Raw genomic sequence first — 17,624 nt, forward strand, 5'->3', positions numbered from 1 at the left:
TCACTTAAGATTTAATTTATCTAAAACAAAGGCAGTAAAACCAAGTTTGCAGGAGTTTAGTAAGCTTGCAGATAATGAAAAATAGTACGGTGCGCTTTTCCTGTTCTTTTTTTTACTTAAAACTGATTAGATTAGCCGGCTAAACCTGTTTACTATTTGGTTAACGGCTGCAAAACTTACTGCTGGTTTTATAATTATTTTTTAGCGAATCTGCATTTAGCATATTTTATTCTAGACAGTATTGCCGCACCCAATATTTACCTCAATTATTATCTATGAAAAAAAGCTTTTTCCCAGTTTTAACCTTTGCTTTGTTGCTTTGGAGCCAGGTAGTAGCAGCTCAGCAAAAGCCTAATATTGTTATTATATATACCGACGATGTAGGATTTGGCGATATAAGTAGTAACGGCGCTACCAAGGTAAAAACTCCTAATATAGATAAACTGGCGGCCCAAGGCCTTCGGTTTACCAATGCCTACGCTACGTCGGCTACCTGTACGCCCTCACGGTTTTCTATTTTAACCGGTAAATACGCCTGGCGTAGACAAGGTACAGGCATTGCGCCCGGCGATGCGGCTTTAATTATTCCAACCGATATTACCACCTTGCCGGGCATGCTCCAGAAAGCCGGCTACCAGGCGGCGGCAGTAGGTAAATGGCATTTGGGCTTAGGACCGCAGGGTGGCCCTAACTGGAACAGCGACATTAAGCCGGGTCCTTTAGAAATTGGCTTTACTTATAACTTTATCTTGCCGGCTACCGCCGATCGGGTGCCTTGTGTTTACCTCGAAAACCACCGGATAGTAGATTTAGACCCTGCCGATCCAATTCAGGTAAGTTATAAAGGAAAAATCGGCAACGACCCAACTGGTAAAGAAAATCCTGAATTGCTTAAAATGAAACCATCGCACGGCCACGACCAAACCATTATTAATGGGGTAAGCCGTATTGGTTACATGACCGGGGGCAAGAAAGCCCGCTGGATAGACGAAGAAATGGCTGATGTAATTACGAATCGGGCCATTAATTTTATGCAGAAAAATAAAAATACGCCTTTCTTCCTGTATTTTGCTACCCACGATATTCACGTGCCTCGTATGCCGCATTCGCGGTTTGTCGGTAAAAGTGGTATGGGTGCGCGCGGCGATGCTATTTTACAACTCGATTGGACGGTAGGCGAGATAACCAAAGCTTTAGACCAACTGCAACTTGCCCAAAATACTATTATTATTTTTACCAGCGACAACGGGCCGGTAATCGACGATGGTTACCAGGACGAAGCCGTAGCTAAATTAAACGGACATAAGCCATCGGGCCAGTTTAGAGGCGGCAAATACAGTGCTTTTGAGGCAGGTACCCGGGTACCGTTTATTATTCGCTGGCCTGGTAAAATTAAGCCGGGAGTTACCGAAGCCATGTTTAGCCAGATAGATTTATTTGCTTCGTTTGCCGCCTTAACCGGCCAAAAGCTAGGCACCAATGATGCGCCCGATAGCTTTAACTTACTGGAAACGCTGTTGGGTAATTCTAAAAAAGGCCGTGAGTATGTTGTAGAACAGTCGCTGAATAATACGCTGGCTCTGGTAATGAACAACTGGAAATACATTGAACCAAGCAATGGTCCTAAAATGAACCCGCATACCAAAATTGAGTTAGGCAACAGCCCCGAGCCGCAATTGTATAACTTAAAAACCGATATGGGTGAAACCAAAAATGTAGCCAGTGCCAATCCTAAAATTCTGAGCGATATGCAAAATCAGCTTAAGCAAATAAAAGAAAAGGAGAGTAGCCGGTTAGCTAATTAAATCAGCCGCTACAACCCGGAATCAAATACCATTAAAAAAGCCTGGTAAGTTTAATTACCAGGCTTTTTTGTTTAAAAAATAGGCAGTTATTAAAAATTGTTTTCGGTGTTGGCATCTCCATCGTTGTTATCGCGGTCTTCAATATCTTTTTCGTTTGTTTGCCGAAAAGTATTATCAAAGTTTTCGTCCGACTTTTGCGCGCCCGTTCCTATCATGGTTCTTTTATAAAAATCACTATCCGATTTTGTTTCCATAGTAGGATCTTCCTGGGTTTGCTCGTTCTTGGTTTTGGTCTGGTCTTGCCGGTTTTTATTATTTTCCATGATTATCGTCGTTTTAGTATTAACTATAGTACTCTTTTAAAGTAAGTAAGGTTTGGTTTACCTTTCCTAAACTGACTATTAGAGCAGTACTGCGTAGATTATACTGTTAATTATTTGCTTGGCTCATCTGTAATAACTTGCCGGTTATGTACAACTTTACAGACCAACCGGATTATTTATACAAAGACTACAAACCAGCCTAAAGAAAAAGCCTGCGTCTAGCAGGCTTTTTCTTTAGGCTAAGGGCAATATTTTAATTATTCTGCTTTTTGGTTAATCCAGCCCTTGGCTAGTTTGTTCAGCTTGGCGTCGGTACTTTTTTCTTCCTGTAATGTTTCGGCCAGCAGTTCTTTGGCTTCGGTTAAACCTAGTCTTTCGGCGTAGTAAGTGGCCGTGCCGTAACCCGAAATTTCATAGTGCTCAATGCGCTGGGCCGAAGCTACCAAAGCGGCATCTTTTACTTCCGGCGTGGCTTTTTCATCGATCATGTCCTGGCCTTCTTCTACCAAACCTTCCATGGCTTTACATTTGGTCCGGCCCGGGCTTATGCCCACCAGTTCGCAAACTTTTTCCAGGCGTTCTTTCTGTACTTTGGTTTCCTGTAAATGCTGTTCAAAAGCCGATTTTAGTTTAGGATCCTGCGCGGTTTCAGCCATTTTAGGCAACGCTTCTAACAATTGCTTTTCAGCGCTATATAAATCCTTTAGTTCATGGTGAAATAAATCTTCTAAATTTCTAAGCTTGCTCATAGTTTTATTATTTTGGGGTTCAGTAATTCAGTTATTAACTTTCTGGCTATACGGGTAGGTTTTTAAAAGGGTTAAAGCCATAAATTATTTTAACTGATTATCTGGCCATTTTTTCTGCGGTAAAATCTGCTATATTTATTTAAATAAGTTTTTAAACCACCATAACCCTACATTATGAAAAAGTCTATTTTAAAATCTAGTTTTTTGATTATCAGCTTAGTAGCTGGGTTGTCTTCTGTGGTTATCCACAAGGTTGCCGCCCAACAGGTAAGCCTTACCAAACAATGGGAAACCGATGCGACGCTGCTCACCTGCGAATCGGTGATATACGATAAAGCAAATAATGCCCTGTATGTGTCTAATATTAATGGCCAGGCCGGCGAAAAAGATGGCAATGGCTCGGTAGGTAAAGTAAGCTTAACCGGTAAGGTAGAAAACGCCGAATGGGTAAAAGGCTTAGATGCGCCCAAAGGTATGGGCCTGGTTAAAAATCTGCTTTACGTAGCCGATTTAACCAAAGTAGTGGTTATCGATACCAAAACCGGTAAAATAACCCGCACCATTGAGGTGCCGGGTGCTATTTTCCTGAACGACATAACTGTAGATGCCCAAGGCAATGTGTACGTATCAGATTCTACGGGTAAAAAAGTTTATATCATTAAAAATAATGTTGCCAGCGTATGGCTGGAAAGTGATGTGCTGCAACGGCCCAACGGCTTACTGGCCCACCAGAACAAAATGTATATAATAGATATGCCTACCGGTATTTTTTACCTGATTGATAATAAAACCAAAGCCCTGACCAAAGTAGCCGAAGGTTTAGCCGGTGGCGATGGTATTGTGCCCGTGGGCAATGGCGATTTTTTAATTTCTAACTGGAATGGTGAAGTTAACTATGTAACCGCCAAAGGACAGGTTACTAAACTGATTGATACAAAAGAAGCCAAAATTAATGCCGCTGATATTGAATATATTCCGGGTAAAAACCTGTTGCTGGTGCCTACCTTTTTCCACAACCGGGTAGTGGCTTATCAGTTAAAGAAATAAGCAGCTGTTAACAGCTAAATACCGATTGAGTAAGTTGGCGAAATTATCACTTGTAGTTGTTTAGGAATAATAATGGCCTTTTATTTTTTTGATAATAAATCTAAAGAAGAAAAATTTTGGAATTGGTTCGTAAAGCATCAGGATATTTACTATAACCTTAACGGGAGCAGAGAGAAAGAATTTGATAAGCTCTCTAACCAGTTAAGTAAAATAGACAAAAATTTAACCTTTGAATTTAGCCCAACGCACGAAAATGGAATAAAAGAATTCACTATTTCGAACGGTGGGCTTAAAGAATCATTCCCAAGTGTAGAAAATCTGGTTAAAAAAGCGCTCCAGATTAAGAATTGGCAAATTCATGCTTTCCAACAAAGAATTCCGGGCGATGATATTAAGATAAACTTTGGCGACAAGCTAACCATTAGCTATGATGATATCTTTTTCAGATACGCACATGATGAGGATAAAATTGGGCTTGAGTTAAATATTAGAGATTATGTTGATGATGCAAAAATTAATCAGGCTATTTATATTTTGCTGGACGGCTTAATTGGCGAATATGATATGGAAACCCAGGTTGGTTGGATTGAAAAAAAGCAATTAGATGAAACTACAGTTGATTCCTTGTATAAGCTGGTTGAATTAAGGGATATTGTAGATAATAATAAGCGAAAGGAAAAATAACGTGCTCAGCCGGGTATAAACAAGACTAAAAAGGCCATCAGATGGATATAGGCACGTTTTACATAAAAGGTTATCAACATCCTTAAGGGTGGTCTGGTTAATATTTTCTTATGCTTATTCTTTTTTTACTGCTCTATTTATTAATAAACGTGCTGGTAGGTATTTGGGCCTCCCGGCGCGTGCATAATACCAACGATTTTTTATTAGCCGGACGTAAGTTGTCTTTCCCGGTGGCTACGGCGGTGGTTTTTGCCACCTGGTTTGGCTCCGAAACCCTGCTGGGCGCTTCTTCAGAATTTGCCGAAAAAGGTTTGTTGGGTGTTATTGAAGACCCGTTTGGAGCCGCTTTGTGCCTGGTGCTGGTAGGGGTATTTTTTGCCCGTAAATTGTACCGGCTTAATCTTTTAACCTTCGGCGATTTTTACAAGCTACGTTATAACCGGCAAACCGAATTAATTGCTTCATTTTTTCTCGTAATCTCGTATTTCGGGTGGATTGCGGCCCAACTGGTAGCCTTGGGTATTATTTTTAACCTGGTTACGGGTTTGTCGTTGCTGGCTGGTACTTTGCTAGGTTTTGTGGTGGTGGTAGGCTACACGTATATGGGCGGTATGTGGTCGGTGTCGGTAACCGATTTTATGCAAACCATTATAATTGTAGCCGGTTTAATTTTTATTACCGCCAGTTTTGTGGGGCAAGTACCCATTAACCAGGTGCTGGCTACCTTGCCACCCGATTTTTTCCGGTTTACGCCTGCCTTAAAAGCCGATTTGGGGAGCTGGTTAAATTACTTTGCCATGTGGATAACTATTGGCTTAGGCTCTATTCCGCAGCAGGATGTTTTTCAGCGGGTAATGGCCGCTAAATCAGAGAAAGTTGCTGTGAATTCTTCCCTGGCAGCCGGTTTAATGTACTTAACGATTGGTTTTTTGCCGTTAGTACTGGCACTTTATGCCAAAGCTATGCACCCCGAATTGCTACACGGTGATACCCAGTTATTGTTGCCAACGCTTATACTGCAGCATACACCGGAGTGGGTAAAAATACTTTTCTTTGGAGCTTTGGTATCGGCTATCATGAGTACGGCCAGTGGCGCCATTCTGGCACCGGCCGCTATTTTAAGTGAGAATATTTTTCGGCCTTTTTACGCCCATATAACCGATAAAAAATTACTGTGGCTCTCGCGGATGAGTGTGTTACTGGCGGCGGCTATTTCGCTGGGATTTGCCTTAATGCGCAGCAATATTTACGAACTGGTAAGCGAATCGTCGGCGCTGAGTTTGGTTTCTTTGTTTGTGCCCCTGGTAGCCGGCTTGTACTTTCCGCGTACCTCGCCGGGTGCCGCTATACTATCTATGCTGGCGGGCATGGGTGTTTGGCTGGTAGCATTGGCCCTGGCTACAAGTATTAATCCGTTAATTTATGGCTTACTGGCCAGTATCACGGGTTTACTGCTGGGGCAAATTTTAATACCCAAAGCACGTAAAAGCCACCACGAAGTAAATGCCTAAATTTCGGTTTTAGCACAGGCTTTCTTACCTTTGCAAAATATACCTATAACAAAATACCATAACCTATATACTTACTATGGGAAGAGCATTTGAATTCAGGAAAGCCCGGAAATTTAAGCGTTGGGATAAAATGTCGAAAGCGTTTTCGCGGTTGGGGAAAGAAATCGTGATTGCGGTAAAAGAAGGCGGTCCTAATCCGGATGCGAATGCGCGTTTACGGACAGCTATCCAAAACGCCAAAGGGGTAAACATGCCCAAAGACCGCGTGGAGGCGGCTATTAAGCGGGCCTCTTCTAAAGAAGAAAAAGATTACGAAGAAATTGCATACGAAGGCTACGGTCCTTACGGGATAGCCATTTTAATTGAAGCAGCAACCGATAATATTAACCGCACCGTAGCCAATATTCGGGTATATTTATCGCGGGCGGGCGGCAGCTTAGGTAAAACCGGTTCGCTCGATTTTATTTTTACCCGCAAAGGAATATTCCGGTTACCCGCCGAAGGTTTAGATTTAGAAGAGCTGGAGCTGGATTTGATTGATTACGGGGCCGACGATATTTACGAGCACGAAGGCGAAATAATTATTGAAACCGCTTTTACCGATTTTGGTGCCATGCAAAAAGCCTTGGAAGAACGGGGTTTAACGGTTACTTCGGCTGAACTGCAACGAATACCCAATACCCGTACCGAACTCACCGACGAACAAGCCGAAGAGATTGAAGAACTGTTGGAAAAAATTGAAGAAGATGATGATGTACAAGCTGTATATCACAATATGAAGTAATATTAGAACGTTTAAAGGAACAACAGGGCTAAACCTTTTGTTAAAAATCAATTCTGCTTTGTTTTATCCTTTCTTATGAAACGTTTGCTCTTATTTTTCTTCTTTCTTTTCCTGCTTTCTGTTGAGTTATATGCCGCTAAACCCAAACGTTACGGCTTTACGGCTACTTTCCGGGTGCCGCATACGTCTAAGGAGGTTTTACTCGATTCTACGCTCGCGTGGGCCCGGGAAAAATTACCGACTACTACTTTTTATTTGCGCGACATCGACGAAAAGGATGGTTATGTTACTTACCGGGCTACAAACAAAGGCGACTTTGGCAAAGTAACCTATGATCTTACTTTTTACGCCAAAAAGAATGTAGTTGATGTAGTTGCTGATAACGTAGAGCACTCTAGATCGGGGCGTTTACCCCGCCACCTGCGCAGCAAAGGAACCCCCAAACACAAAACAAAGGTGTATTTAAGTTCTTTGTCGCGCGATTTAGGAAATTATTTACGGAAACTTAAATATCAATCTGGTTTAACTGCCAGCCAAAGCTAAACCAGAACTAAATAGCAGATATAAAAATTACAAAAAGCAAAAGCCAGGTATATACCTGGCTTTTGCCATATCAGGGTAGCGCCTGGCTACTGTGGCGTATTTAACTTATTAAACCTGGTTTAACTAACAAAAGCCCTTTAAATCCGTTAGTGCAACCTGAAATAGTTTTTGCTTTATTTTACCAATATTTTAAATTATCATGACCGAGAAATTTGCCGTTATTTTTGATATGGATGGGGTAATTGTAGATAGTAATCCTTATCACAAAGAAGCCTGGCTACAGTTTACCCAAAAGTATAATGTAGAATTAAAAGAAGAAGATGTGCCGGAAAAAATATTCGGTAAAACCAATACTACGGCCCTGCGCGATGTGTTTGGCCGTGAATTTAGTCCGGAAGAAAACTGGCAATTAGGCGAAGAAAAAGAAGCCATTTACCGCGAACTGCACGGGAAAGAGATGGCGCCTATTGCGGGCTTGCAACAATTTTTAGATACCCTGCAAGAACACGGGGTGCCCATGGCCGTGGCCACCAATGCGCCTTTATCTAACGTAAATTTTATAATGGAAAAAACGGGATTACGTAAATATTTTAGCGTTGTTATAGATTCCAGCGAAGTAAAACACGGCAAACCCGATCCCGAAATATACCTGAAATCGGCCGACAAATTAGGCATGCCACCCGCCCGGTGCATTGTAATGGAAGATTCGGTGCCGGGAGTAGAAGCGGGCGTAAGGGCCGGCATGAAAGTAGTAGGCATTACTACCACGCATCCTAAGGAAGAACTGGATAAAACAGAATTGGTAATTGACGCTTACCAGGAACTTAGCTACGACAAACTTGCGGCCCTGCTAGATTAATTTCCGATATTGCGCCATATCTAAAATAATAGAAACCCGATGCCCGCACACCAGTGGTTAGAATTTGCCAAACGCGTACAAGCCTTGGCCCAGGCCGGCCTTACCTACGCCGAAAACGATTATGATCGCGAACGCTACGAAGAGTTAAGTGATATTAGCGTAAACATCCTGGCCCAACTCACCGACGAAGAAATACCCAAAATAAAAGATTTATTCACGAACGAAATTGGGTACCAAACGCCTAAAGTAGATGTGCGGGCCGTCATTTTCCGGGAAGGCCAGATTTTGCTGGTACGCGAAAAAATTGATAATTGCTGGTCGTTGCCGGGCGGCTGGGCCGATGTGGGGTATAGTGCCGGTGAAGTGGCCGTGAAAGAAACCCGCGAAGAGGCCGGCCTGGAAGTAAAACCGGTAAAATTATTAGCCGTACTCGATAAAAAATTTCATCCGCACCCACCTTCGCCGTATCATACGTATAAAATGTTTATTCTGTGCGAAGAACTGGGCGGTACCCTGCAAAGAGGCTCCGAGACATTAGATGTACAATATTTCTCCCGTTCTGCGTTACCCGAATTATCGGTAGAGCGGGGTACAGTTTCACAAATAAATCTGATGTTCCAGTACCTGGATAATCCCGCCAAAGAAACAATATTTGACTAAGTAGTGCTGGTGTTTTTGGCGCAATCGGTTAGTCGAATTATTAGCTAAAGGTAATCAGCTTTAAAATATTAGGGCAAAAGGTGAACTGGCTTTTTAAGTTGTTTTCTGCCGGGTTTTCATCCGATCGTAAATGTAAACGCCGGCCAGCAGGGCAACACCTACTATGGAAACGATAATCAGGCCGGTTTTTAAACGGTCAATATTTTCGCCTAAGTACGCAATTAATAATATTAGCGGAATAATACCACCAATAGTAGCCGTTATAAATTTTACAAAAGGCATTTTAACCAAACCCGCTACAATGCTTATGGCATCGTTGGAAATAATAGGCGAAATGCGGGCCAATATCACGGCCCATACCCCATAACGTTCTACTTGTTCTTCCACCTTTTTCTCGGTTTTATGGCCTAAAAATTTGCCCATTGTAGCCGGACCCAGCGCCCGCCCCAACCAGTAACCCACCGAAGAAGCGGCCAAGACGCTCACAAAAGAAATAACTGAACCCCAGAGTGGTCCGTAAGCGAGCACCGCAATTACCATAAGTGCTACCACATTTACCACCACCAAAAACATTTGCACCACCATAAAAACCACAATAAATACCGGTCCCCAAAAGCCAAACTGACTCACCCATTTAGAAGTGCGGGCTTCATCGCCGGACGTTAAAACCGCCCAGGCTTCTTTAATAACTCCCTGAAAACCTGGGTGCAGAAAATACAACGCTACCATGCTGCCAATAAAGGCCAGCGAAATATAGAGCGGCAGTTTAGATGATTGGGTATTCGCAGAATTAAGGGTTTCTTCCAAGGTGTTATGGCGTTAATAAAAGCTTATACGCAAGGTTGCCGGCGAGGTAATATTTTCCATAATAGAAAACGCGATTAGCCGTATAATCCTTATGCCGGCGTAACGATTACTTACAAACCGCTCTGCTGAAATCCAAAGAATTTGGTTTGCGTAGAATATAATCTATAAACAATATTTAGCCTTAACCTAAGCTTACGAAGAATATGAATATTATGAAAAAAATAACCTTATGGAGTTGCCCGGTGATTTTAGGAGCCGTATTAGGGGCTTGTGAATCCAGGTCGGTTTCTACTACTACCACTACTACGGATACCACCGACACCATAACCGTAACGCGGCGCAATACCCGGGTATCGGAAGATCTGAAAGATTTTAAAAATTGGGTAAATGCCAAAGCCAACCGGACCGATAGTGCCGCCCGCGAAAACTGGCCGGAAGCAAAAGAAGATTTTAAACGCCGTTCGGCTCGCATTGAAAGTAAGCTCGATAGCTTATCGGCCGATTCTAAAGCCGAATATGCCCGTTTAAAAGCCGAGTACCAAGCTTGGGAAAATAAAAAAAGAAGCCGTGAAAGCCAGCCGCTGGATGCGAATAAACTAAGGCAATGGGAGCAGGAATTATTAGGCCCCACCAAAGAGCTTACTACCCTTACGGCTACTGATATGCGCGAAACGTATTTGTTGTTTATGGGTATTGTACGGGCCAAGAAGAATAAATGGACCCAAGATGATTGGGATTATGTAGACAATGTGTACAGCAGGCTTAACGATCGGAAACAAGAACTAGAAAACGCTATTCCGGCAACCGACCGGCTTAAAATAAAATCTTTACAGGCCGAATATTTAGCTTTAGAAGCGGCCCACGACGCCAAAGATTTGTACCAGCACGTAAAGAAATAATGCTTTTATATAAATTTTGGTTAGAGATTATCTTAAATAAGCAATCAAAGCACAATGGGTAGTGTTATCACCGCCCATATTTTGTATATGTTCTTGCCAGTGAAAAACACCCGGCTAGGGTCACTGCTTAATTTTTCTAAATTATTAAACAATTCATAATTATTTTTTAGCCTGTTATACTTAATAACAGGCTTTTTTAATTTTATATTATCACCTGTTTAGTAATGTTGGCAGCAACCGGTTTATAAAATAATAGCGCCAGAAATATATTTATACGTGGTTGTTTCAGAAGTATAAATAGTATAGTGTAGCCACCAGAAATTTATTAGCTTAGAACAAAATATTAGCCTGGTCCTATTGTGTATCATTAAACTGAGTTAGTTGGCCTGGGCAGTAATTGCCGGTGTTTAAAAGATACTATGCGTAATACATTTCTCTTGCTGCTGCTATGCTTCGCCAGTCAGGCAGCTTTTGGCCAAACGGGGGCTAACCCGCCTTCAGTTAAATGGCGGCAAATAAATACCCAAAGTTTTAAAGTGATTTTTCCGGCTAGCCTGGAGGCAGAAGGGCAGCGGGTAGCCAATACGTTGCAACATATTCATGCGCCTTTAGCCGGCTCATTGGGTAAGGCCCCGCACAAAATTCCGGTTGTTTTGCAAAACCAAGGTGTGGTTTCTAACGGATTTGTGGCTTTGTCGCCGCGCCGCAGCGAATTTTATACTACCTCGCCGCAGAATTATAATTTGCTGGGCACCAATAATTGGCTAAACTTACTCTCTATACATGAGTACCGGCACATTGTGCAGTACGAAAAAGCGTACCAAAGCCGGGTAAAACTGGCTTACATTCCGTTCGGGCAAAATGGTATTTTGGCTTTAGCCAATGCGGCGGTGCCCAACTGGTTCTGGGAAGGCGATGCCGTTGCCACCGAAACGGCTTTCTCGCCGAGCGGCCGCGGGCGCATACCAGATTTTGATTTACTTTTCCGGACTACCTTGCTCGAGCGTAAACCTTACAGTTATAACAAACAGCATTTAGGCTCTTTCCGCGACAACATACCCAACCATTATGTAACCGGCTACCACCTGGTAACGCACGTGCGCCGCAAAGCCGGCCGCGATGTTTGGGGAGATGTAATGGGACAAGCCTTGGACCAGTTTTACGTGCCGTTTACCTTTTCTCGGGCTATGCGCCAGCAGTCGGGCAAACGCCTAACCGCTACTTACCGCGACATGACCCGGGAACTCGATTCGCTTTGGACCCAGCAAGCCGATAAGTTGCCGCAAACACCGGCTACGGTTTTAACCCAACGTACCACCCGCACCTACACCGATTATTTATACCCGCAACCTTTATCCGACGGGGGCATTGTAGCGCTTAAATCAGGCTTAGCAGATATTCCGGTTTTTGTGCGGCTCAACGCCGATGGCACCGGCGAACAGAAACTTTTTACGCCGGGTATCATCAACAACAACGGCATGCTCTCGGTGGTAAAAGATAAAATAGTCTGGAGCGAAAATGAGTACGATCCAAGGTGGGATACCCGCAACTACGCCGTAATTAAAACCTACGACATTGCTACCAATACCCACCGGGTGCTTAAACGCCGTACCCGCCTCATGGCGCCGGCTTTCTCGCCCGATGCCCAAACCATTGCGGCCATAGAAGTAAGCCGCGAAAATATGAACACCTTGGTTTTATTTGATGCAGTTACCGGCGAAGAGGAAAAACGCATTAATAGTCCGCAGAACGGTTTTATTTCGCAGCCCCGTTGGGCACCAGATGGCCAGAGTGTTGTGTTGCTGCGCACCCGCGATAATACCCGCAGCATTGCGCAGGTAGACTTAGAGACCGGTACTTTCACGGATTTATTACCTCCTACTAATGAAAATATTGGTCATCCGGTTATTACCGCCGAGTACGTGTATTTTAATTCGCCGCATAATGGCATCGAAAATATTTATGCCCTGGATTTACGTACCAAACAGCAGTACCAGGTAGCCGCGCGGCGTTATGCGGGTATTAACCCCGCTATAACCCCTGATGGGCGTACCTTGCTATTCAACGATTTTTCTGTACAAGGTTATAATGTAGCCAGCCAGCCCAATAATCCGGCTAATTGGGTACCGCTGGAGCAGGTAGCGGTAGATAAAATAGATTATCCCGCACCTTTGGTAACCCAGGAAGGTAACCGCAATATTTTAGCCGATGTACCGAACAATCCGCATCCGGTAGAAAAATATAATCCGTTAAAACATATTTTTAACCCCCACAGTTGGATGCCAAGCTTAACGCCCGAGCATAATTCGGTTTCATTGGCATTGCTATCGCAGGATATTTTGAGCACCGCTGTTTCTACGGTAGGTTATACCCGCAATGTAAGCGAGGGCAGTGGGCGGGCATTTGCCAGCATAAGTTACCAGGGCTTGTACCCGGTTATTAACGTAACAGGTGCCACTGGCTATAGAACTACCTCCGAAAACGATACCGTTTACCAATGGCGCGAGAAAAGCTTAAGTGCGGGGTTATCTTTGCCACTTACCCTTACCCGTTCTAAATATTTACAGTCGCTAACTTTATCGGCCAACGCGCAGGTTAACAGCATTTCTGATTTTTACCGGTCGCGCCGTTATCTCGATGAGCAAGCCAACGGTAATTTGCGCAATCTTAATTATTTGGTAAGTTATAACCGGGTGCTGCGCCAAAGCCGTCGCGATTTAGCTGGCCGCTTTGAGCAAAGGGCTTTTGTGTATTATAACCATACGCCCCTGGGCGGCGACTACAAAGGCAAATTATTGGCGGTTAATACCCGGCTAGCTTTTCCGGGTTTGTTCCGGCACCATGCTTTGCTGCTTACTGGCAATTACCAACACGAAGATACCCGCAATTATGTATTTAGCAGTGTGTTGCGGTTCCCGAGAGGTTATGGCTATCGTTCGCACGATAATTATTATGGCGGTTCGGTGCAGTACCGGTTCCCGATGTGGTACCCCGACCTGGCGCTGGGGCCTTTCTTTTATTTTCAGCGCCTGAAAGCCAATTTGTTTTACGATTACGGGCAAGGTAACCGCTACGACCGTACCAACCGTATAGACCGCTCTTTTACGTACCAATCTGTAGGCCTGGAACTAACCACCGATTTTAATTTTATGCGTTTAAGTGGGGTTTTGTTCGATTTGGGCGTACGGGTACTTTACTTGCCGCAAACAAAAAAACCAGCCGTGGAACTGGTAGTGGGTGAATTTAATCTGTAAATAACGGAGAGCATATACCAGATAAGCGGGTATATACTCTCCGGGGCAATTATTCGGCGTCGGTACCTTTATAATCGGCCAGAAATAATTTAATCTTATCAAAAGTTATGGCCAGTTCTTCTACGGTAGGCAGAAACACTACCCGGAAATGATCGGGTTGCGGCCAGTTAAAGCCCGTGCCCTGTACCAACAATATTTTCTGGTCGATGAGTAAATCCAATATAAATTTCTGGTCGTCTTTTATATTGTATTTTTCGACATCTATTTTCGGGAACATATAAAATGCGCCCTTTGGTTTTACACAGGTAATACCGGGTATCTGGGTTAGTTTTTCGTACGCTACATCGCGTTGCCGCCGCAAACGGCCGTTAGGCAAAACCAGTTCCTGAATACTTTGGTAACCTCCCAAAGCCGTTTGTATGGCAAATTGTGAAGGCACGTTGCTGCACAGGCGCATGCTGGCCAAAGCATTTAAACCTTCTATGTAAGATTTTGCCCGGTTTTTGGCACCGCTTACAATGAGCCAACCCGCCCGGAAGCCCGCTGCACGGTAATTTTTAGATAAGCCGCTAAACGTCAGGAATAAAATATCGTCGGAGAAAGCCGCCGGCGAAAAATGAACCGCATCGTCGTAGAGAATACGGTCATAAATTTCGTCGGAAAAAATAATCAGGTTGTGGCGTTCGGCCAGTGCCACGAGTTGCCGCAGCACTTCTTCGGAGTAAACCGCGCCCGTAGGGTTGTTAGGGTTAATAATAACCAGGCCTTTGGTACGGGGTGTTATTTTGCTTTCAATATCGGCTAAGTCGGGGTTCCAGTCGGCAGCTTCATCGCAGATATAATGCACGGCTTTACCGCCCGCCAAATTTACCGATGCAGTCCAGAGCGGGTAATCGGGCGAGGGAATCAGAATTTCGTCGCCGTTGTTAAGTAAAGCCTGCATCGAAAGTAAAATCAGCTCGCTTACCCCGTTGCCAATATAAATATCGTCTATCTGCACGTTGGGTATACCTTTGCGTTGGCAGTCGTGCATAACCGCTTTACGGGCCGCAAACAACCCTTTCGAATCGGTATAACCCTGGGCGCGCCGGATATTTATTATAACGTCATGAATAATTTCGTCGGGCGCATCAAAGCCAAAAGGTGCAGGGTTACCAATATTCAGGCGGGTAATTTTATAACCCTGCATTTCCAGTTCCAGTGCTTTCTCAAATATCGGTCCGCGTATTTCATAAAATACATTTTGCAGCCGGTTACTTTTCTGAATCATGTTAATAAAATTTGGGCTTAAAGGTAAAAATTAGTTTTAAGGTTTAAGCGTTTAGCCTTTATTTTTAGTTAATTAAGCAAAACTGATTTTTGCGGATTAAACTACTTTTAAGGGACTGAATGGAGAAGGAATATTTTATATCAGCTAAATATTTAGTATTTTATATATTTTTGCAAAAGGGCGGCCGGGTGTAACATAGCTGCTCGTAAAAGAGTAATGAGGCTCTACAGAATAAGAATATTTTGCCTGTGTATACAAATTTGTTTCTTTTTAAAAGATGGTTTACCTGGGTTGCGGTGCTTATGGCAGGCTTAGCCATATTGGCTGGCTGCGAACGCCACAAGGCACCCCATAAGGTAGTCGTTTTTCAGGCACCCCAAATTATGCCCGAAGATACTATCCGGTACCCCAATGCGCTTATTACTACTTTAAACCGGCGTAATACCTGGGTCGATTCGGTATTTAAGCGGCTTACCCCGGAGCAGCGCATTACCCAACTCATGATTGTGGAGGCTTTCCCGAACAAAGGGCAAGACCACGTAGATGATGTATTGTACCTGATCCGGCGGTATAATATTGGCGGCATTATTTTTTTCCAGGGCGGGCCAGTACGGCAAGCTACCCTCACCAATCAGTTTCAGGCAGCGGCCAAAGTGCCTTTGCTCATTAGCATGGATGCGGAGTCGGGGGTGGGTATGCGCATGGATAGTGCCATGCAGTACCCGTTGCCTATGTTGTTGGGCGCGATTAACAACGATAGCCTTATTTACCGCATGGGTGCTGAAATAGCCTATGAATTTAAACGCCTGGGTATGCACCTGAATTTTGCCCCGGTGGTAGATGTAAATAATAACCCCAATAACCCTGTTATCAGTTACCGGGCTTTTGGCGAGAATAAAAAAGATGTGGCTTCTAAAAGTCTGGCTTACATGCTGGGCATGCAGGAGAACGGCATTATTGCTACGGCCAAGCACTTTCCGGGCCACGGCGATACCAATGTAGATTCGCACCTCGATTTGCCGGTAATTCCGTACGGCCGCGAACGCCTGGATACTTTGGAAATTTACCCGTTTCGGGAATTGATAAAAAGTGGCGTAGGAGGTATTATGGTGGCCCACATGCATTTGCCCATGCTCGATTCTACTAAAAATTTACCTACTACACTCTCCCGGCCGGTAGTTACCGACTTACTGCGCAATGAGCTGGATTTCTCGGGCCTGATTATAACCGATGCCCTGGTGATGAAAGGCGTAACCAAATATTTTAAACCCGGCGAAACAGAGGTAAAAGCCTTGGTGGCCGGTAACGATATTCTGGAACGGCTGGTGAGTGTGCCCATTGCCATAAAAGCCATTCAGCAAGCTATAAAAGATGGTGTTATCAGCCAAAGCGAAATAGACAGACGGTGTAAGAAGGTGCTGGCGGCTAAATACTGGGTGGGGCTTAACCACTACAGGCCGGTAGCTATCCCCAACCTTTACCAGGATTTGCACGCTTCGCACGCCCACGAAACCAATCGCCGCTTAGCCGAAGGCGCCATTACGCTGCTCCATAACAAGCGGGGCATTTTGCCTTTAGAACCAAGTAAAAATAAAAAGAAGAAACTAGCTGTAGTGGCTGTGGGTGCTGCCCGCCCCACGTTTTTTCAGCGGACAATGGCGCAATTTACTCCTATTGAAGCCTATACGCTACCGCGGCGCAGTACCAAAAAAGACCGGGATAGTTTATTACGTAGTCTTAAAAAGCATAATCAGGTAGTTATTGCTATTTACGGACCCAGTATCCGGCCCAGCAATAGTTTAGGTTTATTGCCCGAAGAAAGAGCTTTGGTGAGCAAGCTTATCCGGGACAAGAAGGTGGTGGTAAATTTATTTGATAATGCCTATACCATGAACCAAATTGCCGATATAGAAAAGGCCAATGGTTTAATAATTGGCTACCAGCAATTACCCGCTATCCAGGAAGCGGCGGCCAAACTGGTTTTTGGTAAAATTAAATCTAACGGCAAACTGCCGGTAACTGTTAACGACCACTTTAAATACGGCGACGGCTTGTAATTTGCCCGATAAAAAAAGACCCGCTGTTTGGCAGCGGGTCCCTAGAATATAAATCAGAAACGTAATACTAGTGGGTAGCGTCGTGGGCTTCTTCTTTAACTTCGGCACCAGCCTCGTTTACACCTTCTTGGGTAGCTTCAACAGCCTGGTCGGTGTTCGCTTCTAAAGAATCAGCAGTAGCATCGGCATCCGCTTCAATGGCATCGCCAGCGTTTTCAGTAGCATTTTCAGTATTTTTAGTTTCGCAAGAAGCAAAAGTAAAAGCAGCCACTAAGGCAAAGAACGATAATCTTACTAATTTTTTCATTTTTCAGGCTTTAATTTTCCTTTTATACCAGCAGAAGCAAAAAGTAACCCATCCGTTTTAAAAAT

General features: G+C 44.0%; 16 protein-coding genes. 11 read left to right on the plus strand and 5 right to left on the minus strand.

All coding sequences use genetic code 11. The features are described from left to right. The first annotated feature begins 275 nt into the window (after nt 1-275). Nucleotides 276-1,805 carry a sulfatase family protein gene (locus ACO1R6_RS01215; RefSeq protein ID WP_486261638.1) on the plus strand — a complete coding sequence of 510 codons (1,530 nt, stop codon included), beginning with the start codon at nt 276-278 and terminating at the stop codon, nt 1,803-1,805. Between the two features lie 89 nt (nt 1,806-1,894). On the opposite strand, the gene ACO1R6_RS01220 is transcribed toward ACO1R6_RS01215, so the two are convergent. Both ACO1R6_RS01220 and ACO1R6_RS01225 read right to left on the minus strand, forming a co-directional pair. Continuing rightward, nucleotides 1,895-2,128 (minus strand): hypothetical protein, encoded by a 234-nt coding sequence (locus ACO1R6_RS01220; protein WP_486261639.1) that lies wholly within the window; start codon nt 2,126-2,128, stop codon nt 1,895-1,897. 257 nt (nt 2,129-2,385) lie between these two features. Beyond that, a complete protein-coding gene (locus ACO1R6_RS01225; RefSeq protein WP_486261640.1) occupies nt 2,386-2,877 on the minus strand; it encodes a YciE/YciF ferroxidase family protein in 492 nt (163 codons plus the stop codon). Between the two features lie 174 nt (nt 2,878-3,051). Between ACO1R6_RS01225 and ACO1R6_RS01230 the strand changes: the two genes are divergently transcribed. From ACO1R6_RS01230 to ACO1R6_RS01260, 7 genes are all read left to right on the plus strand, one after another. Then, nucleotides 3,052-3,924, plus strand: a complete 873-nt coding sequence (locus ACO1R6_RS01230) for an SMP-30/gluconolactonase/LRE family protein (protein WP_486261641.1) — start codon at nt 3,052-3,054, stop codon at nt 3,922-3,924. A 72-nt stretch (nt 3,925-3,996) separates the two neighbouring features. Beyond that, nucleotides 3,997-4,608 carry a hypothetical protein gene (locus ACO1R6_RS01235; protein WP_486261642.1) on the plus strand — a complete coding sequence of 204 codons (612 nt, stop codon included), beginning with the start codon at nt 3,997-3,999 and terminating at the stop codon, nt 4,606-4,608. 110 nt (nt 4,609-4,718) lie between these two features. Next, a complete protein-coding gene (locus ACO1R6_RS01240) occupies nt 4,719-6,119 on the plus strand; it encodes a high affinity choline transporter 1 (RefSeq protein WP_486261643.1) in 1,401 nt (466 codons plus the stop codon). Nucleotides 6,120-6,195: 76 nt separating this feature from the next. Beyond that, nucleotides 6,196-6,903, plus strand: a complete 708-nt coding sequence (locus tag ACO1R6_RS01245; protein WP_486261644.1) for a YebC/PmpR family DNA-binding transcriptional regulator — start codon at nt 6,196-6,198, stop codon at nt 6,901-6,903. Between the two features lie 75 nt (nt 6,904-6,978). Further along, a complete protein-coding gene (locus ACO1R6_RS01250; RefSeq protein WP_486261645.1) occupies nt 6,979-7,446 on the plus strand; it encodes a hypothetical protein in 468 nt (155 codons plus the stop codon). 199 nt (nt 7,447-7,645) lie between these two features. Continuing rightward, nucleotides 7,646-8,305: an HAD family hydrolase gene (locus tag ACO1R6_RS01255; RefSeq protein ID WP_486261646.1), complete on the plus strand. Its 660-nt coding sequence runs from the start codon at nt 7,646-7,648 to the stop codon at nt 8,303-8,305. A gap of 39 nt (nt 8,306-8,344) precedes the next feature. Beyond that, entirely contained in the window at nt 8,345-8,965 is a 621-nt protein-coding gene (locus tag ACO1R6_RS01260; RefSeq protein WP_486261647.1) for an NUDIX hydrolase, read from the plus strand. Between the two features lie 93 nt (nt 8,966-9,058). Here ACO1R6_RS01260 and ACO1R6_RS01265 read toward each other — a convergent pair whose 3' ends face one another. Then, entirely contained in the window at nt 9,059-9,772 is a 714-nt protein-coding gene (locus ACO1R6_RS01265) for a TVP38/TMEM64 family protein (RefSeq protein WP_486261648.1), read from the minus strand. Between the two features lie 212 nt (nt 9,773-9,984). On the opposite strand from ACO1R6_RS01265, the gene ACO1R6_RS01270 reads away from it, so the two are divergent. Both ACO1R6_RS01270 and ACO1R6_RS01275 read left to right on the plus strand, forming a co-directional pair. After that, complete coding sequence (locus ACO1R6_RS01270) at nt 9,985-10,671, plus strand: hypothetical protein (RefSeq protein ID WP_486261649.1); 687 nt, start codon at nt 9,985-9,987, stop codon at nt 10,669-10,671. Between the two features lie 419 nt (nt 10,672-11,090). Then, nucleotides 11,091-13,925 (plus strand): hypothetical protein, encoded by a 2,835-nt coding sequence (locus ACO1R6_RS01275; RefSeq protein ID WP_486261650.1) that lies wholly within the window; start codon nt 11,091-11,093, stop codon nt 13,923-13,925. A gap of 49 nt (nt 13,926-13,974) precedes the next feature. On the opposite strand, the gene ACO1R6_RS01280 is transcribed toward ACO1R6_RS01275, so the two are convergent. Beyond that, on the minus strand, nt 13,975-15,195 hold the full coding sequence (locus ACO1R6_RS01280; protein ID WP_486261651.1) for a pyridoxal phosphate-dependent aminotransferase: 1,221 nt from the start codon (nt 15,193-15,195) through the stop codon (nt 13,975-13,977). A 302-nt stretch (nt 15,196-15,497) separates the two neighbouring features. On the opposite strand from ACO1R6_RS01280, the gene ACO1R6_RS01285 reads away from it, so the two are divergent. Beyond that, complete coding sequence (locus ACO1R6_RS01285; protein ID WP_486261652.1) at nt 15,498-17,252, plus strand: glycoside hydrolase family 3 protein; 1,755 nt, start codon at nt 15,498-15,500, stop codon at nt 17,250-17,252. A 67-nt stretch (nt 17,253-17,319) separates the two neighbouring features. On the opposite strand, the gene ACO1R6_RS01290 is transcribed toward ACO1R6_RS01285, so the two are convergent. Beyond that, complete coding sequence (locus ACO1R6_RS01290) at nt 17,320-17,559, minus strand: hypothetical protein (protein WP_486261653.1); 240 nt, start codon at nt 17,557-17,559, stop codon at nt 17,320-17,322. Nucleotides 17,560-17,624 lie beyond the last annotated feature (65 nt).

It is taken from the genome of Adhaeribacter sp. (assembly GCF_057359045.1).